This window comes from Nioella aestuarii, from assembly GCF_050896395.1.
GTDB classification, from domain to species: Bacteria; Pseudomonadota; Alphaproteobacteria; order Rhodobacterales; family Rhodobacteraceae; genus Nioella; species Nioella aestuarii.
On record NZ_JBPBBA010000016.1, the window covers coordinates 53,247 to 75,752 of the forward strand.

The following is a 22,506-nucleotide window of genomic DNA, read 5'->3' on the forward strand; positions in this document are numbered from 1 at the left end:
ACATGCAGGGCGCCGAGCAAGACCAGCCATCGATCGCAAGACGCGCCGTGAGCGGCGCGGTCCTGCTGGCAATCGGCGTGGTCATGCTGGTTGTGGCGTGGGATTATCCGGTGGGTCAACTGACTCAGATGGGCCCGGGTTTCATCCCACGCGTGATCGGCCTCATGATCTGTGCACTGGCCGCTGGGATCATCTTCATCGATGTGATCTCGCCCAATGAAGCGAGAGATGCGCGGATGCATTGGCGCGGATTGATCTTCGTGTCCGCAGCGATCCTGATCTTTGCGGGGCTTGTCGATTTCGTGGGCCTGGTGCCGTCTATGTTCCTGGCCGTCGCGATCTCGATGTTCGCCGATGATCAGGTCCGGCCCTTGCATGTTCTGGTCTACGCGTCCCTCGCGACGCTTGGGGGGTGGTTGTTGTTCCTCGTGGTACTCGAGCTGCCGATTCCGGCGTTCTGGAGGTAGCGATGATCGATCAGTTCCTCCTTGGCCTCAGCGTCGTGATGCAGCCGAATGTGCTGGTCTATGCGTTCATCGGTGTGTTCATCGGCCAGCTGATTGGCGTGCTGCCCGGAATCGGGGCGGTGACGGCGATCTCTCTCTTGCTGCCGGTGACCTTCTACCTCGATGCGACTACCTCGATGATCATGCTGGGGGGCATTTACTACGGCTCGCAATACGGCGGATCCATCGCCTCGATTCTGCTCAACCTGCCCGGCACACCATCCTCGGTCGTGACCTGCCTCGAAGGCTACCCGCTGTCGCGGGACAATCGCGCGGGGCTTGCCCTGTTCGTGGCTGCGTTCTCGTCCTTCGTGGGTGGCATGATCGGGGTCGCCATCCTCGTGCTCGCCGCGATACCGATGACCGTCATCGCCCTGCGCTTCGGGGCGCCGGAATATGCGATGCTGGTCGTTCTGGGCCTTTTAGCGGCATCGCTGATCGGAACCGGATCGCAGATCCGGTCCTTCGCGATGGTGGTGCTGGGCATCGCATTGGGGCTTGTGGGGGCGGATCAGACGACCGGGTACTACCGCTTCGTCGCGATGCCCGAGCTGGCCGACGGTATCAGCCTCGTGTCGCTGGCCATGGGCCTGTTCGGGGTAAGCGAGATCATCCGCCACGCCGCGGTGCGCAGCCCGTCCGGATCGCCGTTGCCCATTGGCATCCGCGACGTGTTACCGACACGGGAGCAGGCGCGCTCTCTCGCCATGCCGATCCTGCGCGGCTCGGCCGTGGGCAGCTTCTTCGGCACTTTGCCGGGCACGGGCGCGGCCATCGCTTCGTTCATGTCATATGCGATGGAGCGGCGCTTTTCCCGCACACCCGAGAAATTCGGAAAAGGGCACCTGCCGGGCCTCGCCGCGCCGGAAGCGGCGAACAACGCGGCCGCGCAGACCGGCTTCATCCCGACGCTGACACTGGGCATTCCCGGCGACGTTGTCATGGCGCTTATCATCGGTGCGCTGATCCTGAACGGCATCGTGCCCGGACCGCGCCTGATGACCGAACAGCCCGAGCTCTTTTGGGGCGTCATCGCCAGTTTCTTCGTCGGCAATATCATCCTGTTGCTGATCAACATTCCGCTGATCCGGCTTTGGGTGCTGTTGCTGCGCATTCCTTACCAGAAGCTCTATCCCGTGATCATCGTGATGATCTGCGTGGGCGTCTATTCGCACCGCACCAGCGTCACCGATGTGGTCCTGACGCTGGCCTTCGGGGTGCTTGGCTACCTCATGAAGAACTACCGCTTCGAGCCTGCGCCAGTGCTGCTGGGCTTCGTCCTCGGCCCGTTGCTGGAGGACAACTTCCGCCGCGCGATGTTGATCTATCGCGGCGATTTCACCGTGTTCGTGACCCGTCCCATCAGCGCGATCCTGGTTGCGTGTTCGATGGCACTGATCGCGTTCGCAATCTGGTCGGGCATCCGTGCCTGTCGAAGAGCCGTTCGGTCGTCATCCTGACTGGACAATTCGATGCCCGGTTGGGGCGGGTATCAGGCCAAGAGGAGGTCAGTGGCCTGACACCACAGAAATTGAACGAAACCTTGGGAGGAAAGACCATGATCAAGAAACTACTCACCGCCTTGCCGCTGGCACTGGCCCTCGCAGCGCCGTCGATGGCGCAGGAATTCCCGGACCGCTCCTTGCGGATTGTCCACGGCTTCGGGGCGGGCGGCAATGCAGACACCGTATCGCGCATCATGGCCGAGGCGATGTCCGCAGATCTTGGCCAGCCGGTTGTCGTGGAATCCCGCCCCGGCGCGGGCGGCACCGTGGCCTCTGGCTATGTCGCCGGTGAAGACGGCGACGGCTACACGATGCAGCTGCTGGTGGGCGGCCATGCCGTGGCGGCGGCTCTCTACAACGAGCTGCCTTACGACTCGGTCAACGATTTCACCTTCCTGTCTACGTTGGGACAGTTCCCCTTCTTCGTTGCCGCGCGCGCCGGGGAATACGAGTCGATCACCGACCTGATCGAGCAGGCCCGTGCCAACCCCGGCAGCATCATCGTGGGTCATTCCGGCGTTGGGTCCACGCAGAACCTGACAGGTGAGCTTCTGGACCTGCAGACTGGTGCCGAGTTCATCCACGTGCCCTATCAGGGCGGAGCAGCCGCCGCGACTGCGTTGCTTGGTGGTGAGGTCAACATGATCATCGACACCGGCACCGTGATCACCGGCCAGGCCGATGCGGGTGTGTTCGACGTTCTCGCCGTGACCTCGGCGGAACGCTGGCCCGATGCCCCTGATGTGCCGACGCTGTCCGAAACCGTGGCACCTGGCTTCGACGTGGTGTCTTGGACCGGTTTGGGGGCGCCTGCGGGCGTGCCGGATGACGTCGTAGCGATCCTGTCGGGCGCGATTGCCAACGCATTGGCGCAGCCAGACGTGCAAGAACGTATCGCAGCTCTCGGCGCGGCTCCGGGCGGGTCGACCGGCGCGGAATTGCAGGCGCTGATCGAGCGCCAGATCGCGGTCTGGACTGAAGTGATCGACGCCGCAGGCATCGAACGCCGCTAAGGCGGCGACCGAGGCAAAGACACATCGGCGGGCGCGCGGCGGCTTGGGTTGCCGCGCGCCCGCCTCAACCACAAGACCCACGAGGCACCGATGACCGCGAAAAAGCCAGAAGAGCTCTATGCCACAATGCTTCGCCGATCGCTTTGGGTGATCACGACGCGTCCTGCCCGTGGTCCCGGAATGCAGGACGTGCTGCCCGCGCATCTGGACTACCAGATCGCCATGGAACGCGACGGGGCCCTGTTCGGGGCCGGTCCGATCTTTGAGGAGGGCGGTACCGTTCCAACCGGCGGCATGATCATCGTGCGCGCCGAGGACGAGGACGCCGCGCGCGCCCTGGCCGATGCCGACCCGTTTCACGCCGCGGGTTTGCGCAGCTACACCCTGCATCGCTGGATGCTGAACGAAGGTTCGATGACGGTGACTGTGCGGTATTCCGATCAGACTGCCGTCATCGGCTGATCCAATCCCTGAACGAGCGGAGGGCATCATGCCAGAGCCGAAGATGAACCTGATCGACGGTGCATGGATCACCGGTGAGACGACGCCGAACATCAACCCGTCCGATATCTCGGACGTGATCGGGCACTATGCCCGTGCCAGCGCCGATCAGGCTGAGGACGCGATCGCCGCCGCGAAGGCGGCCTTTCCTTCGTGGTCGCGGTCCGGTCCCCTGGACCGCCACAAGGTGCTGCGCGCGGCCGCCGACGAGATCCTCGCCCGCAAGGATGAGCTGGGGCGCCTTTTGGCGCGCGAGGAAGGCAAGACGCTGGCCGAAGGCATCGGAGAGACCGTACGCGCGGCGCAGATCTTCGACTTTTTCGCAGGCGAGGCGCTGCGCCTCTCGGGTGAGGCGCTGCCCTCGATCCGCCCGGGCGTGGGTGTTGAGATAACCCGAGAGCCCGTGGGCGTCGTGGGTATCATCACGCCTTGGAATTTTCCCATCGCCATACCGGCCTGGAAGATCGCTCCGGCGCTTTGCTATGGCAATACGGTGGTGTTCAAGCCTGCCGACCTTGTGCCGGGTTGTGCCTGGGCTCTTGTCGATATCCTGCACCGAGCGGGCCTGCCCGATGGGGTGCTAAACCTTGTGATGGGGCGCGGATCGGTCGTGGGGCAAGCGATCGTGGATAGCCCCGATGTGGCGGCCCTGACCTTCACCGGGTCGGTTCCGACCGGGGCGGCCCTTGCCGCGAAATCAGCGGAACTGATGCGCAAGGTGCAGCTTGAGATGGGCGGTAAAAACCCCTTTGTCGTGCTGGCCGATGCCGATCTGGACGTTGCCGTCGACTGCGTGGTTCAAGGCGCGTTCTTTTCCACCGGGCAGCGCTGCACCGCGTCCTCGCGCATCATCGTCGAAGAAGCCGTGCAGGACGCATTCCTGGCCAGGATGACCGAACGCATGTCCGCCCTGCGGGTGGGCGACGCACTTGCGCCCGACACGCAGATCGGCCCGGTTGTCGATGAAAACCAGCTAAACCAAAACGAAGGCTATATCGAGATCGGCAAGGCCGAAGGTGCGCGGCTTGTGACGGGTGGCGAGCGCCTAAAACGCGAAACGGACGGCTTTTTCCAGGCGCCAGCACTGTTTGCGGACTGCACCAACCAGATGCGCATTGCCCGCGAAGAGATCTTCGGTCCGGTCGCAGCGGTCATCCCGGTCAAGGATTACGACGAGGCGCTCGCCGTCGCCAATGACACCGAGTTCGGTCTCTCCGCCGGGATTGCGACCACCAGCCTCAAGCACGCCACCCATTTCAAGCGCAACGCCGAGGCCGGGATGGTGATGGTTAATCTGCCCACGGCCGGTGTCGATTTCCACGTGCCCTTCGGCGGGCGCAAGGCATCGAGCCTCGGGTCGCGGGAGCAGGGGCGCTATGCCGCCGAATTCTTCACCACCGTCAAGACGGCCTACACCTTGGCCTGAGTCACAAAGGATATTCCATGATCTACGAGATGCGCGTCTATTCCTGCGTTCCCGGCGGCATGCCGGCGCTGCTGCAGCGGTTCGAGACCACGACCCTGCGGATCTGGGACCGGATCGGCCTGCGCCCGGTGGGGTTCTTCACCACCCTTGTCGGTCCGTCCAATCATGACCTGACCTATTTCCTTGCATGGGACTCCCTGGCCGAGCGCGAGCAGCTCTGGAATGCCTTCGCCAGCGATCCCGAATGGGTTGCGGCGCGCGCGGCGCATCAGCGGGAACATGGGGAAGTGGTGGCCAATATCGCCTCCAGCTTCCTCACGCCGACCGCCTTCTCCGCGATGCGATAGGCCGGTCGTGAGCGAGGCCCCACCAACCGCCCCCGGTGCCGCCCTCTCGGGGTTGCGCGTGCTCGACATGACCCGGATCCTTGCCGGGCCCTGGGCCACGCAGATCCTTGCCGACATGGGCGCGGAGGTGATCAAGATCGAACGCCCGGGCGAAGGGGACGATACCCGCAGTTGGGGGCCGCCCAATCTCTCGGACGCAGAGGGGCGAGACCGGAGTGCCGCCTATTTCCACGCGGCCAATCGGGGCAAGAGGTCGGTCGCCGTCGACATGGCCCGGCCGGAAGGGCAGCGGGTGCTAAGGGCACTTGCCGCGCAAAGCGATGTGGTCGTCGAGAATTTCAAGGTCGGCGGGCTTGCGAAATACGGGCTCGACTATGTCAGCTTGGCCAAGGTCAAACCCGACATTGTCTATTGCTCGATCACCGGCTTCGGCCAGACCGGGCCCTATGCCGACCGCGCGGGCTATGACTTCCTCGTGCAAGGTATGGGCGGGTTGATGAGCGTGACCGGCCAGCCCGATGGTGCACCGGGTGCCGAGCCGATGAAGGTGGGCGTGGCGCTGACCGACCTGCTGACCGGGCTTTACGCCGTCATCGGCATCCTCTCGGCGCTCAGGCATCGCGATGCCACGGGCGAGGGGCAGCATGTCGACATGGCGCTGCTCGACGTTCAGGTCGCTACCTTGGCCAACCAGGCGATGAACTACCTTGCCACCGGAACCGCGCCGGGCCGGTTGGGCAATGCCCATCCCAGCATCGTGCCCTACCAGGTCTTTGCCGCCAGCGATGGCCACGTCATCCTTGCGGTCGGCAATGACGGGCAGTTCGCCCGGTTCTGCGACGTCGCGGGTGCGCCGGGTCTGGCGGCCGATCCGCGCTTTGCCACCAATCCCGGGCGGGTGCGCCACCGCGACGTGCTGGTCCCGATCCTGCAAGGGCTGATCTCGGGGCGCACCATGGACGACTGGATCGAGGCCCTGAGCGCGGCCCATGTGCCCGTTGGTCCGATCAACACCATCGACCGCGTCTTCGCCGACCCGCAGGTTATCGCGCGCGGCATGAGGACCGAACCCGAAACGCCCGAGGGGCACCGGCTGGTGGGCGTCGCCTCGCCCATCAAGATGTCGCGCACCCCACCGATCCCGCCGCGCGCCGCCCCGACCCTGGGCGCGGACACCCGCACGGTGCTCGGCCGCTTGCTGGACCCGACCGATTTCGACCTCGACGGTCTGATGGCGGACGGTACGCTTGGCAGAGAAAACGCCCCGTTCAACGCCGGAGACGAACAATGACCGACAGGCTTCTGATTTCGCAGGAAGACGGCATCGCCATTCTCACCCTCAACCAGCCCGAGCTGCGCAACCCGATCACCGATGCAGAGATGATCGGAGATATCTGCGCTGCGATGGAGTGGCTGAACAACGACCAGTCGATCCGCTGCGCGATCCTGACCGGCGCGGGAAAGGCGTTTTCGTCGGGCGGAAACCTCAAGCATATGCGCGACAAGGAGGGCATTTTCGCAGGCGATGCGATCGCTGTGCGCAATGCCTACCGCGCCGGGATCCAGCGCGTCGCGAAAGCGGTCTGGTCGGTGGAAGTTCCGATGATCGCGGCGGTCAACGGGCCGGCCTATGGGGCAGGGTGCGACCTGACACTGTTCTGCGATATCCGTATCGCATCGGAGACGGCGACATTCGCGGAGAATTTCGTGAATGTCGGGATCATCTCGGGCGATGGCGGGGCCTGGATCTTGCCCCGGCAGGTGGGGCTGTCCCGGGCGGCGGAGATGGCCTTTACCGCCGATCCCGTCGATGCACGGACTGCGCTGGAATGGGGGTTGGTGTCGCGGGTCACGCCGCCCGATGAGCTGATGGATGCGGCCATGGAACTGGCTCGCCGCATCGCCCGCAATCCGCCCAGGCAATTACGCCTAACCAAGCGCCTTATGCGCGAGGGCACGGTTTCGACGCTCGGCCAGGTCCTGGAATTGTCGGCCGCCTACCAGGGTGCGGCGCACCAGACCTCCGACCACGCCGAGGCGGTCGCTGCCCTGCTCGAGCGTCGGGACGCGCGATTCAAAGGAGACTAGGCAGAGCTGGAGCTTCTGCCTCCACCGCTTTCTTGCTGCGCGCCCAAGGCAAATGTTCGAGCCGAGCGACGAGGCGTTCAGCGGGACGCCGACATCCGCTGGACCATCTGCGGTCGTTTCAAAAGCGTTCGGCGCGCCGCGAGGCTTCAACAGGAAGGGGTGTCTACCTTGGGCTCCGAGCCGACTTGCGTCGTCGCAGGAATTAACGGGATCAAGACCAAATGAGTTGGAGGCTTGTTCTGGTGCCGGTCGAGGGCATTGTAACCCCATATCATGTAGTGTCAGATTGCCTTGCCACTTAAGTAAAATTCAATAAAACAGCAGGATGCTCATATCACCCCATATCAATTCGTCTCATGCCATGCTATATGTTGGGGTGGACAGAAGGGTGGTTGCATGGGCGCCAGAGATAAACTCACTGCAGTTCATGTGCGGACTGCTCAGCCGGGCAAGTATTCGGATGGGGCTGGTCTCTGGCTGCACAAGCGTCCTGATGGGGGTGCCCAGTGGTTTTTGCGGGTCACCATCCATGGACGACGTCGTGAGATGGGCTTGGGGAGCCTCCATGATGTCTCGCTGAAGGAAGCCCGGGCCGAGGCTCAGAAGTGGCGCGCTGTTGTGCGGGCTGGCAAAGATCCAATCAAAGAACGCGAGAAACTGAAGCGCGAGGCGGCCCGAGCAGACCGCACGCTGCGCGTCATTGCCGAGGATGCATTCGAAGCGCGCAAGGCTGACCTCAAGGATGACGGCAAGGCTGGCCGCTGGTTTTCGCCTCTTGAGCTTCACGTGCTTCCCAAGCTTGGGCAAGTGCCCATCGAGGATCTTGACCAGCACGACATCAAGACGGTGCTTGCACCGATCTGGCACACGAAAGCCGATACAGCGCGCAAAGCGCTCAACCGGTTAAGCATCGTTCTGCGCCATGCAGCGGCGCTGGGCTTGGATGTGGATCTGCAGATTGCTGAGAAAGCCAAGGCCCTGCTCGGCACCTCAAGGCACGTGACACAACACATCCCGGCCATGTCGTGGCCGAAGGTGCCCGCCTTCTATGCCAGTCTGGCCGAGCCAACCGTCACCCATCTGGCGCTTCGGCTTTTGATCCTGACTGGGGTCCGTAGTCGCCCTCTCAGGTTTCTTCGGCTGGAAGAGATCGATGGGGATGTCTGGACCATTCCAGCAGAGGCAATGAAAGGACGCCGCGGCAAGACCACAGACTTTCGGGTTCCGCTGTCGTCTGAATCTCTGCGAGTCATCGAGCTTGCTCAGCCTCATATGCGCGATGGCTATCTTTTCCCCAGTGTCCGGAAGGGGGTGATCTCAGACGCGACCATGTCGCGCTTCATGGAGCGCAGAGGCCTAGAGGCGCGCCCACACGGCTTCCGCACAAGTCTGCGCACGTGGCTGGCCGAGACAACTGACGCCCCGCACGAGGTGGCCGAGACCGTGCTGGGCCACGTCACAGACAGCGCAGTGGTGCGCACTTACCGGCAGACGGACTTCCTAAAGCAGCGAAGGGTTCTCATGGAGCGGTGGGCGGATCAGGTCACCGGCGGGAAAGGTAAAGTGGTGAAGTTGGCATGAGCGATGATCAGAATACTCACCTCGACTACCTGAAAAAACTCTCCCATCAGGATACGAAATTCTTCGTTAGGGAACTACAGCCCAGACTAGTGGCCGTGATCGAAGAGCATCTGCCGAGAGACTTTTCCCGTTGGGAAGTAGAAAACTCCACATGGAGCGGAACAACGAAGACTATCGATGGCACGAAACAAAACCCGCAAAGCAGTGCGTGCGCGTGGTCTATTTTCGTTTGCTACAGATTATCAGACGAGGTGATGGGGCACATACAAAAAAAGAGTAATCAGAAGGCTCTTGAAGACATGTTAAAGGGCTTAAACCTTGCAACAGAGGCCGCTTCGAGACTGGACGGTTTTGTTAAGTATGAGTTGTCAAAACACTCCCAAAAGCGATACCAAGAAAGCGTCGGGGACGGGTTTCACAGAACCATCCCACCAGATTTTAATCTCCTGCTGATCACTCAGGCCTTGCGGGGCGGTGCAGAAAAAGCACTCGCTTTTCTTGAGAGTGAGGGTGGTCAAAACAAATCTAATCGGCAGGCGGCTGCGGTGGTGACAGCGTGCCGAAAGATCTGGGAAGCGAGGTCTGGGAAACAGGCGCCTAAATATGCACACAGCCAATATCAAGGTGAAGTTGGTGGGAACCCAGCCGCTTCGCCATTTGTGTGTTTCGTAGAGGACATTTTCGGCGTTCTTGACATTGATTGCAACGCGAATAGTGCGCTTCGCGTAATGCGAAAAATGAGGGTAGCGTCCGTCAAGGTGGTGTAATTTCCCAGATGGCCTGAGGTCATGATCAGGCGGCTTTCGTGGTTATGCTGAGAATGGGATCGATCTCCTCCTTGTCGATCTGGGCGAAGGCCTCGACCATCATGTAGCGGCTTGAGGTTTGCCATTCGTCGTTCTGTTCGAACAGCACGGCGCCGATCAGGCGCATGATAGAGGCTTCGTTCGGGAAGATGCCTACGACGTCAGCGCGCCGTTTCACCTCCTTGTTCAGACGCTCGATTGGGTTGGTCGAATGCAGCTTGGTGCGGTGCTGGCGCGGGAAGGCCATGTAGGCCAGCACGTCGTACTCGCTGGCGTCCATCAGGTCGGCCAGCTTGGGCCAGCGGGGGCGCAATTGATCTGCCACGCGTTGCCATGTTTCCCCGGCATGCTTTCGGTCGGGCTGATCGAAGGCCTGCCGGATCGCGGCGGCGACGACGGTGTGCTGGCCCTTCGAGACATGCGCTAGGGCGTTGCGCATCCAGTGAACCCGGCAACGCTGCCAGGTTGCCTCGAAGACCCGCGAGATCGCGCCTTTCAGGCCGGTATGGGCGTCGCTGATCACCAGCTTCACGCCATCGAGCCCGCGAGCCTTCAGGCTGCGCAGGAAGTCCATCCAGAAGGTTTCTGCCTCCGACGGCCCGACGCCCAGCTGCGATGCTGATTGCCGAATTGCCCGAACTAGGCCGAATGACATCAGGCGAAGCCGGTGCCATGACTGGCCTGGCACCAGTCCCACACGACAGCGGGGCAATGCGAGGGAGGAGAACGATTGCGGGCGGTCGACGATCGCTGCGACGTGTTCTGTTCCAGGCTGCGCTCGCCGCTGCCTGCCATAATCCAGTTCTCAAACCGGTCGCAAAACGTCTGAAAGAACGCGGTAAGCCCCACAAGCTCGTCATCATCGCAATCGCACGCAGGCTGATCACAATCGCCAACGCGATCATCAAAACTGGCATCCCGTGGCAGCTTCAGCTCGGCGAATAAACACAGTTGCTAGAAGAAAAAGAAGAAGCAGGTATAGTTTTTACACTACTTTGCGTTGGGATGTGCTATACAGACATCTGCTGCCGCTGCCACCGAGGATATGAGAGATGCTCGCCGAACTGCAAAAAACATCGCCGGAAGAGAGCAAGGAACAGCGTATAGCCTTGGGAATATGGCTGAAATCCCTGCGCGAAGAGCTTGGGCTCTCCCAGAGAGAGCTCGCTGATCTGTTATCTCTTGATTACTATACCTTCATCTCTCAACTTGAAACCGGGCGTGGCAAGATTCCGGAACAGCGTTATGTGCAATGGGCCGAAGCCCTGGGCCAGGAACCGAGGAGCTTCGTTAAAGTGCTCCTTAAGCACTATCACCCCGTCGCGTACAAAGTGTTGTACGAGGATGATGCGGCGTGAGGCGAAACCACTGGCGAGCAAGCCAAGACTGCTAACACTGGCCTTGCGTTCTGGAAGAACAGATCTTGAATGGCAGACATCGTGAAATTCAGATGCATTGACGGTGGCGCACCGGATACATCCTATTTGAACAGCGATGAGCCGGCGCTGTTTTTCAAAACGACACCTGAAGGGCAGCTTGATCTGGAGATGGGGCGGCTCTCGACACGGCCTCGCACAGTCTCGGATGCGGCCTCTCATACGGCGATCCGGGACTGGGGCAACCAGGAGCTGGCCAATCTGTTTCGCGTCAAACGGCTTCTCGACGCCGCCGGCGTAGCCTGCGAAGTGGACCGTGGCATTACAGATGAAGGTGACCCCTGGTTTGTGTTCTGTCGCGCGGACGGTGACGTATTTGCCCATTTCTGCCGGGTCGATGGCCTTTACATTCTCGACAGCCCTACAATTGATCGTCCGCTACGCGGCCGCGATTTCAACAGCCTGATCAATGATTTCACTGGCCTCAGCAAAACTGCCTCCGGCTCATCGCTTGAGACTGAGGACACCACGGAACACCGTGTCGTTCGCCTCTCGAGGAATAGTACGCTCCGGCTGCATCCCACGGCCATCCTGGCCGCGCTGATATGGACGTTCCTGATATCATCCGAAGAGCTGGTCCTCGTGCAGCCGGATGCGGAGGAGGACGGCGTGGCTGACGGGCTTGAGGCGTTTTTCGCCGAGGACCGCGACGCTGCTGCACGGCGGGAGGACGAGGACGTCGCCGACGTTCAACCCGGCGACAGACCTCAGAACACGATCTCTGCCAAAGACATCGAGAAGTACGGCCTACTCCAGACTGGAGACAAGACCGGGCAGTTCGCACAAACGGCCAGCGCCGCGCCCAATAATGCCGCCCTGGCCCTCAACACGCTTGCGATCAACCTGGGCTTCCTGTCGGAAGTCATACTTACTGAGAAATACAGCGCGATCCTCGCCGAGCTTGAAGCAGCGCCCGGGCATGCGTCTTTTTTCCATGCCGAGACAGCGCAGACCGGCGAGCGGCAGACCACCGTCATACCTGGGTCAGAGACGTACGACACCGCCGAAGCGTCCGTCGCAGCGGCAAGGATTGATGCGGTGTCACTCCTCGAGGACGTCCGCGACGACAAGGCATCCCAGAACCATGCTGAGCCGGTCGTTCAGGATAGTTTCGAGCTGTCTTTTGCAACACCGGATGCTGTGCTCTTTTCGGCCGAGACGGCGACACCGTACTCAGCCGGAAGGAACTTCAAGTCTCGCGCGGATATCCCCCTCGAGGTGTCAAAGCCCGCCGATCGACTGCAGCCCGAGATCACTTTGGATCTGTCATCGCTTCTGGACTCGTCCGACAGCATGGGTTTCAAGGACGCTCTGGATGTCGTGCAGCAAGCTTGGCAGCCAGCCTTGCGAGAGTACCAGCTTGACGCGATCACGATTCAATCCTCCTTTGACGTGACCGCCGCCACAGATGTCATCGACCGTGTGCTGGACCTTGTTCAGCCAGACGCCGCGGAACCGTCGAGTGGCGTGATCGACGCCGGTTCCACGATCACACTCGACGATATCTCCTCCACGGACGGGGAGGTATCCGGAACTACCGTGGACATCAGATATGATGATAATGCGCGCCAATATATCGATCACGTGATCTCCACATCCGACGTAGACGTCCTCTTTATCGAGGGGCATCTCATCGTGATCGATGCCGAGGTCCTGGCAAATCCAATGGAGCAGCGCTTCATTCAGACTTGGGAATTCGACGATGGCGGATCCGTCTCATTGATCGGGTTGCAAAGCGACTTCGACAGCTACCTGATTGCGTAGGTCGCACTGCCCAGTTCTCTGCGCCGACCTCGTGCCCGGCGAAGAGGGCGTTTTTCCGAGTCAGAGCAATTTTCCCGATCTGGTTCTCGACCGGGTTGGTGTCCAGCTCCAGACGGCCGTCTTCAAGGAACCGGGTCAGGCCGGGGCCAGCGCGCCGGCCATCAGCTTCTTGCGCCAATCGTAGACCTGCCAGCGGGTCACGTCATGTCGCCGTGCGACATCCGCCACCTTCGCCCCGGGCACCAGGCTCTCCGCCGCGATCCGCATGCGCCGGCCTGACAGGCCTTCCAAGACCTCGATTTGGCCCGCGTAACCATCCGTTGAGCCGTCCATTTTGCCGTCCAGCCCTATGCTCATCTCGACAACAGGACACGCACAGATAGTCTCAGAGCGGCAGGAGGGGATCGGCGAGGCGCGCTTACGAGAGATCAGCTTAGCCGGACTCTGTTAGCACGCAGCGAGACACCAGAGGCCTGGTCGGTCTGTCTCATCCAGGACGGCCAGAACCTTTCTTGCCACCCGCCAGCCTTGTACTGGTCATGGATGACGCCCAGCCACTGACGTAGGTCTTGTTCGGTAAGGGGAAGAGCTTGAACAAGGCCTTCATCTGAATACATGACGAGCAGGATCCCCTTTGTACGTGTATGCACATCGACGCGTGTCACCAACGCCTGCGTATGCGCGTCTTCAACCTCGGTCGATAATGTCACCGCCGTCTGGGGCTTGATTCTGCTCACAGCATCTGCTTGCGAGAACCTCTGTGCTGCCACCGCGGCGCGGGGCGCATCCACCGAAACGATGGCTTGAGAGGATTCGAGGCGTTCTAGAAGAGCCTTTGCCAGACGATTGAGAAGGCGACGTGTCAACCACGCCACCTTCACCTCGCCTGAGCTCAGTTCGATAAGAACCTGGATCCGGTCTTCATCCGGCACGAATTTCGTCGTAAAGCGGCGGACCGATAGCTCCGGGCTGCCTTGACTGGCTTCAGTTGTCGTCGGAGCCATCATTCAGCTGGCCTGCAAGGTTGCGGGCATAGATGTTGCGCGCAGTCTGGATCACGGCAGCCTCGTTGCGCAGCTCTTCAAGCTTCCGGTCGCAGAACACAACATTCTGCAGCTGACGACGTGCGTCCTCCGCCATGTCGTCGGTCTCGTATTCCTTACCATCGATAGTGACCTTGGCCACGGGCTGTCCTCCTTGTTTCCAGGTTTCTTCTTTGCCGAAAGCTTGGGATTAGCGCCTCGGTTGCGAGAGCTCAAGCGAGACATGAAGCGGGTGAGTGAAAAGAAAACCGCCGATCCCGAAGGACCGGCGATCATCATCTTGATAGTGTCCGGATTAGCTCAGGAACTCGATATCGCTGGCGCTCAGGGTGCCATTGATACCGACCAGATCGATGATGTCATCGTCATTGCCCGGATCGTTGACAACCGCACCGTTCCAAGTGGTGTCACCTGCATAGTCGATACGCAGTTGCTGGTTCACGCTGTCATAGATCAGCGTACCCACTTGGTTCGTGGCTGCTTCGGCTTGGCCATTCAGGTAAGTGACGAACGCCACCGCGGCACCATCATCGCCCACCGCATACGGGCTACCTGCCACTTCACCATTGATATCCGATGCATCCAGTTGGATCAGATCGCCCTCAGAGGCATCGAAATCGTTGATATCAGCAATGACACCGGAGGCATCCTGAGCATTGTAGATGTTGTCCAGGATGAACTTATCAGCTCCCCCGTTACCAGTTGCGCCTTCACCAGCGACATTGATCTCGATGTTGTCGGCCAGAACGTTACCCACCATCGGGTCGAACGGAGACGACAAAGAGGAAATGTCCAACGCCACAGGATTGTTGATGTCGGCACCGCTAAGGTTGCCGGCACCGTCAACCAAGAAACCAGTGGCCAGATCGAGATCATCAACAAGGCCGTCGCCGATAGAGAAGTCCAGATTGCCAGGACCCGCGACAAAGGGGCTGAGAAACTGAACAACCATCTGGTTAGCGGTAAAGTTCGTCAGGAAAGCCTGTCCCGCTGTCGGAGTGAGCGTATCAATCGTGAGCTGCGTGAAGTCGACTGTAGCGCTTGTATCGAACGTCCCGTTGATGGTGAGCTGTTTGTTAAGGTTATTGTAACGCGCATCAGTAACGTTCAACGTCGGAGGCGTCAGGTCCAGTGTAGCAACAAAGGTGTCCGTAGCAACGTTACCTGCAGGATCTTCGACCTGAGCAGAGAACGTGATCGGTCCATCTTGATAGAACGTCGAGAAGTTGTTCGCAGGAATTGCTATGGAGAACGCATTGGCCGCTACAACAGCCCCCAAATTGGTGACCGGAGTACCATCCTGGTCAGTCCACTGAATGCTGACAAGAGAGCCATTCGGAACGCCGGCAGTTGTCCCGTTGAGGACCAGAGCACCCGAAGCGTCCTCTACCACGTTGATCGTACCATCGACAATGAACTCACCACTAAGACCAGTGATCGCAAGATTTGCCACAGTATCCTTCGTTGCGGCGAAGTTGGTGTTCGCAACGTTGCCCTGCTGATCGGTCACGGTCGCCGTGACGGTGATCGCGACATCGTTGAGACCAGATACGTCAATGTTCTGACCTGCGGTCGTGAACGCACCACCGCTGACAACAGCAGAGCCGTTTACGGTCCCAACACCGTCGGTGATGGAGAAGTTCACGGTCTGACCGTCTTCAACACCTGCCACAGTACCCGTGATGACCAGGTCACCCTCTTCGTTGGAGTTGATGACGCTAATCGGAGTGTTGTCGTCATCATCCGCCACCGACGTGATGAAGACCGTTGCAGTCGTGTCGATGACCAGATTCTGCGCCGCAGCTGCACTGACCTGCACGGTACCAAAGGTATCCGTGACAGTGGCCGACATGCCGTAGGTACCATCCGCAATCGGACCTGCCGGCAGCGTGAAGTCCACGAAGCCATTGGCGATATCCGTTGCATCAAGCACCTTCTGCAGCGCACCACCAGGCGCACCGGTGACATCGAGGACATCACCAATCCGCGCACCGGTCCCGTCGGTTGCCGTCGAGAACGACACACGAACCACAGGCGCAGTGTTGTCGTTGGTTTCGAAGTCCGTGTTAGATCCGTTCGGGCCAGCACTATCCACCGTCACCGACGTGAAGACTGGCGCATCCGGCTCATTGGCGTCAACGAGGACAACCTCGCCACCGGCAAACGCGCCGGCGAAGCCTTCCAGCTCGATCTGGATGTCCTGACCGTTCAGGTCACCGTCATCATTGACGTCGATCCAGAGGGTCGGAGCCTCAACGGCATTGCCCGCCTGGAAGACGTAGTCAGCAACACCATCTCCTGCGGTTGCAGCAATGGTGCCCTGCGCCTGAGCGAAGTTCGGGGCATTACCCGCGAACGCAACCGCATTTGCAGCGCCACCAGCCTGGAACAGCACATTTTCATCGATCTCGATGGTGTTGTTGCCATTGCCCCAGTCGGTGATCACGTCGTGATCAAGCCCGGCCGAGTCCATGACTTCGTTGAAACGGAACGTGTCGTCCCCATTTCCACCCGTCAGGCGATCACCCTGGTTCACAGCAAGGTTCGGAACCTCTTCGTTGCTGCCGCCGATGATCAGGTCATTGCCGTCACCGCCGTCGAGCGTATCGATGCCAGCACCGCCATCAACGGTGTCGTTCTGAGTACCACCGTTGACCACATCGTTTCCGATGCCGCCGAAGAGATCGTCGGCCCCGTTTCCACCATCGACGGAGTCATTGCCGGCACCGGCATCGGCCACATCGTTACCGTTGCCGCCGTCAATGACATCGTTCCCGCCGTTGGTGGAAACAGTATCGTTTGCGTCGCCAGCGTTGATGGTGTCGTTGAAATTACCAACGTTGCTCGTGGTGATGTTTCCGACAGCACCGGTAGATCCGACCTGACCGTTCAGGAGGATTGCACCGTTGTAGTTGGCACCATCCACGATGAAGGTTTCACCGTCCCAATTGCTGTTGAAGGAGTTGAAGAACGGATCGATCGGTCCCGCCGAGACTTCGTTGATGGTCAGAAGATTGTTGGCGTTGTCGTTGACAGTGTTACCAAGAACGAGGGTCATCGTGCCAGAACCACCTTCGGTGATGTCCACGATCTCGACACCATTGGTGTTGGACAAGTCAGCAGTGCCATTGCCCTGGAATTCGAGCAGGATGCTGTCGTTTGTGCCGGTACCACCAGTCAGCTGATCAGCCGCGGTAATGTCATTGGTGTCAACGACACCAAAGAACCGCATTGTCGCGCTGCTTGCACCTGCATCGATGGTGTCATCGCCACCATTCGACAGATCCACCATCAGATCATTGGTAAACGCCGCATCGAGAAGGACATTCTCGTTGAGGTTTGTCCCGAGGATCCGGTCGATACCGGCCGCTGCAGCATTGGCACCGAGGGTCGCCACGAGCGGGCTTTCTGCCGTGAGACCTTCGACGTTGCTGACATTGATGAAGTCATCATCCGTCCAGGTGCCACCAGTCTGGCTGAGCCAGTCGATACCCGTGCCACCATCAATGGTGGTCGTACCGCCAAGGTCACCGTCGAAGATCGACACCGTGTCGCTACCCGCGCCACCGTTGAACACGATCTGATTGTTCAGACCGTTGTTCGCCTTGTAGAGGCGGTCATCACCGGCCGTGCCATCGATCGTGAAGCGGTAGTCCACATCCACGTTGGGCAGTGCGTTATCGGTACCCCCGATGACCACCGTGAGGCTGTCATTGCCGTCCGTAACGTTCGAACCATCCACATTGATGTCCGTCACCGTGCCGACGTTACCACCCTGGAAAGTAAGGGTGTGGTTATCGATGCCATTCACCGGGGAACGAACGCCATTGCCCTCGAAGGTGTAGTTCTCGATGCCCGAGACGTTGTCCAGGTTCACGGTCGCTGCGATACCGCCGGCATTCGCGTTGTCCATGTTCTGGAACTCGATCGAGTCGTTACCACCATTGTCGGTGATCGTGTCGTTCGCATCGAGATCGCCATTGCCGATCTCGATGACGTCGTCGGCAGTGCCGGTGGTAATGTTATCATTACCGCCGTTCAGGACGATCGTGGCCTTGTCGCTGTTCGGCCCGATGATCGTGTTGTTGCCGTTGCCATCGATGATGGTGATTTCACCGGGGAAATTCGCCGCGTTGATGGTGATGTTGCCGGTCGCCCCGCTTGCATTCACCGTGCGGATACCCGCATCAAAGGCCTCTTGGCCGAGAACCAGAGTTCCGTTGCCAGCACCGGTTACAGTCAGCACCTCGACGTTCGACACATTGGTGAAGTCGGCATCTGCCGTGTTGCTGACCGTACCCACGATCAGCTGGTCGCCATTGCCGGCACCACCGTCGATCGTGTCGCCGATATCCAGGTTCTCACCCATGTTGAACGTGTCGTTCTGGGCTCCACCGGTAGCCTTGACATCAACGTCCGTCGCCTTGTTTTCGGTTTGGTTGTTGTGGTTCAGGATCAATGCGCTGTTTGCCAACACGCCCGCATCAACATGGAGAGTGGTCCCACCATTCGTAAAGTCATCGGTGATGTTGAGGGTAAAGTTACCCGGTGCGATTTCGCGAACCTCGAGCGTTTCGATACCCGTGACGTCCTGATCAATCGTAGAGCTACCACGCTGGTCCTGGACAACGAGAGTGTCGTTACCGATGCCACCGCTGATCGTGTCACCACCATCCAGCTCGTAGTTGTTTGTCAGGAAGGTGTCGTTACCTGCATTACCGACGAGAGAGTCGTTCCCGCCGTTGTTTCCGGCATTGTCACCGTCGCCTGCGATCGTGTCATTACCTGCACCACCGATCAGCGTGTCGCTGCCGTCCCCGCCGATCAGTTGGATCGCACGGTTCAGAACCGATGCATTGAAGTTCACGAAATCTGCGCTGGTGCCACCGAGGCTCTGTGCATCCGACGCGTTGACCGTGACGATCGTAGAGTCGAGGTCGAAGGCCGAATTATTGTCGATGACGTAGGTGTGCTGGCCGTCATTCAGATTGATCGTCTCAAACTGAGTGACATCGTTCATGCCGTTGTCATTCGCGTTGGCCACACCATTGCCGAGCGTCACGACCAGGGTGTCGGTATCGGCCCCACCGGACAAGACATCAGACTTCGGTATGAAGATCAATGGGTTCGAGCCAACCAGCTGTTCACCCCGAGTGTGAACGACGTCATCGCCCGCGCCGCCATTGACGGTCTCGTTCGCAGTATCCGTCGCATCACCCGTCGAGATGGTGTCGTTGCCTGCACCACCGCTTTGGTTATCACTTCCATCCCCACCCATGAGGATGTCGTTGTCATCACCGCCGCGAAGCACGTCGGAACCGCCGCCACCGAGCAGGGTATCGTTTCCGGTGCCGCCATCGAGCGTGTCGTTGAAATTACCACCGATGCCGGAGTCGTCACCCATCAGCAGGTCATTACCGCCCTGGCCAGAAATGCTGTCGTTGCCGCCAGCACCACCCAGCACGTCGGCACCGTCACCACCACTGATGACATCACCAAGCTGGCTGCCCAAAATGGTGTCATTGCCACCATCGAGCGTTACGGTTGCACCCGCGCTGCGGGCCGCAGTTGCAGTGTCCATATCGTCCTGCAGCGACAGAGCAACATCGCCATCGCCCGAAGACGTCACCGTGATGATCGTGTTACTAACGGGGTTGTCAAAGCCGGTGATGGACCCGGTGGCCGTACCTGCAGTGAAGTTCGTGGCGACGGGGGCCGCAACATTACCCGGGATGTCTTCATCACCGATCGTGAGACCAGACGCACCGGGGCCGGTATCCGTAGCGATGTTCACCGTCGTGCCGCCGGGGGTGTTCAGGTCATTGAGGAACACGTCGAGCGGGCTGCCTTCGACCGAGAGATCGAAGACTTCGAGACCGGAGTTGGCGGTCCCTGCCGGGCTCGCCTCGGAGTCGCCGGGCGTCCCAAAGAAGCTCAACTCGCCGATGTGGGCGTTGTTGTCGACGTTTGACATGAGAACGTTTGCTTCGTCGTTGCCGCCGACAACCTCGGCAGGCCGCGTCGTGAAGGTGGTATCTGCACCTTGCGTCACGTTGCGCAGCTCGGCGTCGAGCTGCGGGCGGCTGTCCGCATCCGGGCCATCAGGGTTCATGTTCACGCGGTTATACGTGACGTCAGCCGTGCTGTTGGCGTTGATGAACGTGTTGCCGGTGATCTCCGATCCCGACATATCGAAGGTTGCGGAACCGCCAGGGCCATCAATGGTCGTCTGAAAGGTTTCAACGTCGAGCGTGAAGCCCGCAAAGTTGAGGTCGCTGCCGCCAGTATTGACGTTAACGATCACGGTGTCTTCGCCCGCACCGCCCTCAACGTTGTCACCTGCGTTGAAGGTGCTCTCATTACCGATGACAACATCATCCGATTGACCGCCATTGATGTTGTCAACACCCACGGTCAGGACGTCATCGGCCGGCGTGACACCGATGGACACGGTCGCGGTGCTGGTCGCACCCTGCGAGTCGGTCACGGTGTAGGTGAAGCTGTCGATGCCGTTAAAGTCCGGGTTCGGATCATAGATGAACGATCCGTCCTGGTTCACGGTCACGTCGCCGTTCGAGGCCGGGGTGGCCAGGCTGTAGGTCAGCTGGTCGTCGGCATCCACGTCCGTCGCAACGAGCGTCCCGCTCACTGCAGTGTCTTCGATCGTCGAGGCCGTTGCAGCGGTTGCCACAGGCGCGTCATTCGTGCCGGTCACCGTGATGGTGATGGTCCCGGTATCCGTCTTGCCGTTCGAGGTGGCCACATAGGTCGCGGTCACGACCTGGATGTCGCCGGCATCGAGGCTGTCGTAGGTGCCGACCGTGGCGTCGAAGGTGTAGGTGCCGTCAGCGTTGAGCACGAGGCCTGCCGGCGCAACACCGGTGAGGGCATAGGTAATGGCGGCGTTGTTGTTGTCGACGTCATCGGCCGAGACCTGTCCGTCCAGGATGAAGCTGCCCTCGTTCACCGCGCGGGAATTGTCGGCGGCAACCGGGGCATCATCCACGGCAGCGACGGTCAGGGTGACGGTCGCGGTCGAGGACGCGCCCGCGGGATCGGTCACGGTGTAGGTGAAGCTGTCGGTCCCGAAGAAATCCGCGTTCGGCGTGTAGGTGTAGGTGCCGTCCGGATTCATGGTGACGGCACCGTTGGCCGGCTGACCGGCTGCCTGCACCGAGAAGGTCAGATCGCCAGCGTCGTTGTCGACATCGGTCGCAGAGACCGAGCCGTTAATCGAGGCATCTTCGTTCAGCGAGGCAGCCGCGGCAGCCGCGACAGGCGCGTCGTTGACCGCGTCAACATTGACCTCGATCGTGGCAGTGGCGGTCTCGCCCCACTCGTCGGTCACTTCGTAGTCGAAGCTGTCGGTGCCATTAAAGTCGGCGTCCGGGGTGTAGGTGAATGTGCCGTTGGCGTTCACCACCACGGTGCCGTTGGCGGGCTGGCCCAGGATCGTGTAGGTCAGCACGGCGCCCGGGTCGGCATCGGTCACGTCGGGAGTGATGACGACGGCGGCGTCCTCGTTCGTGTCCACGAAGGAGTCGTCCGCGACGGGCGCATCGTTGAAGTAGCCGTCGATGAAGGTGTCGGTGGCGGCCTTCGCATTGGCTACGGACTGCGCGGTCTCGTCGACACCGTCGAGTACCGAACGGGCCGAGTCATAGGCCGGCTGGTCCACGATGGACAGGACACCGTTGTTGGACTCGCCCATCGGGTTGGAAGGCGTCGAGATGCCGGCATCCGCAGCGCTTTCGGTCCAGTCTGTCGCAACCTCGATCTTGTTGAGGATCTTCGCCTGGTCGGTACCTTGTGCACCTTCGATAATTTTAAGGATGATCTCGCCGACCGCGAAGTTGCCAGTCACGAGCTGGTCGGTCCAGAACGCCAGGCCTGCAGCATCCGGCGCACGATCGAAGAGGTTCAAATAAACATTTGAGATAAAGGCGCTAGCTGATGCGACTGAAGGTGTTTCGAAGAAGGAGTAACCGGCAAAATCCGGCGACCGAGTCTCATACTGTGTCGAGAAATCCGTCGCGATGTCCTCGAGGCTCATCCCGGGGTTTCCGTCGGCGGCCCCATCGAGGAATTCGTTGTACTGGCCGAGCCAGAACTCCATGCCCTGGGCATCTGCCGCACGGTCATAATAGCCGATGTAGATGGCGGAGATCGCTTGCTTCGCGGTGAGCGCGCTGAGATTGATGGGCATTGGGGCTTCCCTCTTTGTGTGCGGCCGCTGCTCAGCAGCCATTTTTCAATCATGGTGTGCCACAGGGGCACGTATAGTGGGTCCGAGCCGCCCAGACAGAGTCCGGGCGTCACTCGCAATCATATTTGGGGCAGCCGATAGCAGACTGCGTCGCGATGTTTCTACAGCGTCTTCCATACCCCGGCAATAAAAACATGTTCAGTAAATTGTCCGTCGTCAGATAATTTGGGACATCAGAGCGGGTTTTGTTTTGGAGGCTCTGGCTCATCCTTGATTGAGTTTAT

At 60.2% G+C, this 22,506-nt stretch carries 17 protein-coding genes and 2 pseudogenes; 13 read left to right on the forward strand and 6 right to left on the reverse strand.

Going from position 1 to position 22,506, the window contains the following annotated elements:
• The first annotated feature begins 2 nt into the window (after window positions 1-2).
• The 10 genes from ACROHD_RS11045 to ACROHD_RS11090 all read left to right on the forward strand — a co-directional run bounded on the left by ACROHD_RS11045 (window position 3) and on the right by ACROHD_RS11090 (window position 9,734).
• Window positions 3-467: a tripartite tricarboxylate transporter TctB family protein gene (locus ACROHD_RS11045; RefSeq protein ID WP_432677859.1), complete on the forward strand. Its 465-nt coding sequence runs from the start codon at window positions 3-5 to the stop codon at window positions 465-467.
• Between the two features lie 2 nt (window positions 468-469).
• A complete protein-coding gene (locus ACROHD_RS11050) occupies window positions 470-1,966 on the forward strand; it encodes a tripartite tricarboxylate transporter permease (RefSeq protein ID WP_432677860.1) in 1,497 nt (498 codons plus the stop codon).
• 98 nt (window positions 1,967-2,064) lie between these two features.
• Window positions 2,065-3,024 (forward strand): Bug family tripartite tricarboxylate transporter substrate binding protein, encoded by a 960-nt coding sequence (locus ACROHD_RS11055; RefSeq protein ID WP_432677862.1) that lies wholly within the window; start codon window positions 2,065-2,067, stop codon window positions 3,022-3,024.
• 90 nt (window positions 3,025-3,114) lie between these two features.
• The gene (locus tag ACROHD_RS11060) at window positions 3,115-3,486 is read left to right on the forward strand and encodes a YciI family protein (RefSeq protein ID WP_432677863.1); all 372 of its coding nucleotides are present in this window, start codon (window positions 3,115-3,117) and stop codon (window positions 3,484-3,486) included.
• 28 nt (window positions 3,487-3,514) lie between these two features.
• A complete protein-coding gene (locus ACROHD_RS11065; RefSeq protein WP_432677865.1) occupies window positions 3,515-4,951 on the forward strand; it encodes an aldehyde dehydrogenase family protein in 1,437 nt (478 codons plus the stop codon).
• Window positions 4,952-4,968: 17 nt separating this feature from the next.
• The gene (locus ACROHD_RS11070; RefSeq protein ID WP_432677866.1) at window positions 4,969-5,298 is read left to right on the forward strand and encodes an NIPSNAP family protein; all 330 of its coding nucleotides are present in this window, start codon (window positions 4,969-4,971) and stop codon (window positions 5,296-5,298) included.
• 7 nt (window positions 5,299-5,305) lie between these two features.
• Window positions 5,306-6,589 (forward strand): CaiB/BaiF CoA transferase family protein, encoded by a 1,284-nt coding sequence (locus ACROHD_RS11075; protein ID WP_432677867.1) that lies wholly within the window; start codon window positions 5,306-5,308, stop codon window positions 6,587-6,589.
• On the forward strand, window positions 6,586-7,386 hold the full coding sequence (locus ACROHD_RS11080) for a crotonase/enoyl-CoA hydratase family protein (protein WP_432677868.1): 801 nt from the start codon (window positions 6,586-6,588) through the stop codon (window positions 7,384-7,386). The genes ACROHD_RS11075 and ACROHD_RS11080 overlap by 4 nt, the downstream gene beginning before the upstream one ends.
• Window positions 7,387-7,782: 396 nt before the next feature.
• Entirely contained in the window at window positions 7,783-8,967 is a 1,185-nt protein-coding gene (locus tag ACROHD_RS11085) for a tyrosine-type recombinase/integrase (RefSeq protein WP_432677869.1), read from the forward strand.
• Entirely contained in the window at window positions 8,964-9,734 is a 771-nt protein-coding gene (locus ACROHD_RS11090; RefSeq protein WP_432677870.1) for a hypothetical protein, read from the forward strand. Before ACROHD_RS11085 ends, ACROHD_RS11090 begins: the two co-directional genes overlap by 4 nt.
• A 25-nt stretch (window positions 9,735-9,759) precedes the next feature.
• Here ACROHD_RS11090 and ACROHD_RS11095 read toward each other — a convergent pair.
• Window positions 9,760-10,401, reverse strand: a pseudogene (locus ACROHD_RS11095) (IS256 family transposase); the annotation flags it as partial.
• 20 nt (window positions 10,402-10,421) lie between these two features.
• Here ACROHD_RS11095 and ACROHD_RS11100 point away from each other — a divergent pair.
• The 3 genes from ACROHD_RS11100 (at window position 10,422) to ACROHD_RS11110 (ending at window position 12,973) form a co-directional block, all read left to right on the forward strand.
• Window positions 10,422-10,718, forward strand: coding sequence for a transposase (locus tag ACROHD_RS11100; RefSeq protein ID WP_432677872.1), 297 nt, complete (start codon window positions 10,422-10,424; stop codon window positions 10,716-10,718).
• Window positions 10,719-10,825: 107 nt separating this feature from the next.
• Window positions 10,826-11,131: a helix-turn-helix domain-containing protein gene (locus tag ACROHD_RS11105; protein ID WP_432677873.1), complete on the forward strand. Its 306-nt coding sequence runs from the start codon at window positions 10,826-10,828 to the stop codon at window positions 11,129-11,131.
• 69 nt (window positions 11,132-11,200) lie between these two features.
• A complete protein-coding gene (locus ACROHD_RS11110) occupies window positions 11,201-12,973 on the forward strand; it encodes a hypothetical protein (RefSeq protein ID WP_432677875.1) in 1,773 nt (590 codons plus the stop codon).
• On the opposite strand, the pseudogene ACROHD_RS11115 reads toward ACROHD_RS11110, so the two are convergent.
• The 5 genes and pseudogenes from ACROHD_RS11115 to ACROHD_RS11135 form a co-directional block, all read right to left on the reverse strand.
• Window positions 12,951-13,115: pseudogene (locus tag ACROHD_RS11115) on the reverse strand (IS66 family transposase); the annotation flags it as partial. The gene ACROHD_RS11110 and the pseudogene ACROHD_RS11115 overlap by 23 nt on opposite strands.
• The gene (locus ACROHD_RS11120; protein ID WP_432677876.1) at window positions 13,109-13,330 is read right to left on the reverse strand and encodes a transposase; all 222 of its coding nucleotides are present in this window, start codon (window positions 13,328-13,330) and stop codon (window positions 13,109-13,111) included. The gene ACROHD_RS11120 and the pseudogene ACROHD_RS11115, both read right to left, overlap by 7 nt.
• Before the next feature lie 71 nt (window positions 13,331-13,401).
• Entirely contained in the window at window positions 13,402-13,977 is a 576-nt protein-coding gene (locus ACROHD_RS11125) for a hypothetical protein (RefSeq protein ID WP_432677877.1), read from the reverse strand.
• On the reverse strand, window positions 13,958-14,158 hold the full coding sequence (locus tag ACROHD_RS11130; protein ID WP_432677878.1) for a DUF6447 family protein: 201 nt from the start codon (window positions 14,156-14,158) through the stop codon (window positions 13,958-13,960). Before ACROHD_RS11130 ends, ACROHD_RS11125 begins: the two co-directional genes overlap by 20 nt.
• A gap of 153 nt (window positions 14,159-14,311) precedes the next feature.
• Window positions 14,312-22,222 (reverse strand): Ig-like domain-containing protein, encoded by a 7,911-nt coding sequence (locus ACROHD_RS11135; protein WP_432677879.1) that lies wholly within the window; start codon window positions 22,220-22,222, stop codon window positions 14,312-14,314.
• Between the last annotated feature and the right edge of the window lie 284 nt (window positions 22,223-22,506).

Coding starts and splice junctions, on each gene's coding strand:
- ACROHD_RS11055 (WP_432677862.1), top strand. CDS start 2,065: ATGATCAAGAAACTACTCACCGCCTTGCCGCTGGCACTGGCCCTCGCA.
- ACROHD_RS11120 (WP_432677876.1), bottom strand. CDS start 13,330: ATGAGCATAGGGCTGGACGGCAAAATGGACGGCTCAACGGATGGTTAC.
- ACROHD_RS11110 (WP_432677875.1), top strand. CDS start 11,201: ATGGCAGACATCGTGAAATTCAGATGCATTGACGGTGGCGCACCGGAT.
- ACROHD_RS11105 (WP_432677873.1), top strand. CDS start 10,826: ATGCTCGCCGAACTGCAAAAAACATCGCCGGAAGAGAGCAAGGAACAG.
- ACROHD_RS11070 (WP_432677866.1), top strand. CDS start 4,969: ATGATCTACGAGATGCGCGTCTATTCCTGCGTTCCCGGCGGCATGCCG.
- ACROHD_RS11135 (WP_432677879.1), bottom strand. CDS start 22,222: ATGCCCATCAATCTCAGCGCGCTCACCGCGAAGCAAGCGATCTCCGCC.
- ACROHD_RS11065 (WP_432677865.1), top strand. CDS start 3,515: ATGCCAGAGCCGAAGATGAACCTGATCGACGGTGCATGGATCACCGGT.
- ACROHD_RS11045 (WP_432677859.1), top strand. CDS start 3: ATGCAGGGCGCCGAGCAAGACCAGCCATCGATCGCAAGACGCGCCGTG.
- ACROHD_RS11100 (WP_432677872.1), top strand. CDS start 10,422: ATGACATCAGGCGAAGCCGGTGCCATGACTGGCCTGGCACCAGTCCCA.
- ACROHD_RS11085 (WP_432677869.1), top strand. CDS start 7,783: ATGGGCGCCAGAGATAAACTCACTGCAGTTCATGTGCGGACTGCTCAG.
- ACROHD_RS11050 (WP_432677860.1), top strand. CDS start 470: ATGATCGATCAGTTCCTCCTTGGCCTCAGCGTCGTGATGCAGCCGAAT.
- ACROHD_RS11125 (WP_432677877.1), bottom strand. CDS start 13,977: ATGGCTCCGACGACAACTGAAGCCAGTCAAGGCAGCCCGGAGCTATCG.
- ACROHD_RS11090 (WP_432677870.1), top strand. CDS start 8,964: ATGAGCGATGATCAGAATACTCACCTCGACTACCTGAAAAAACTCTCC.
- ACROHD_RS11080 (WP_432677868.1), top strand. CDS start 6,586: ATGACCGACAGGCTTCTGATTTCGCAGGAAGACGGCATCGCCATTCTC.
- ACROHD_RS11060 (WP_432677863.1), top strand. CDS start 3,115: ATGACCGCGAAAAAGCCAGAAGAGCTCTATGCCACAATGCTTCGCCGA.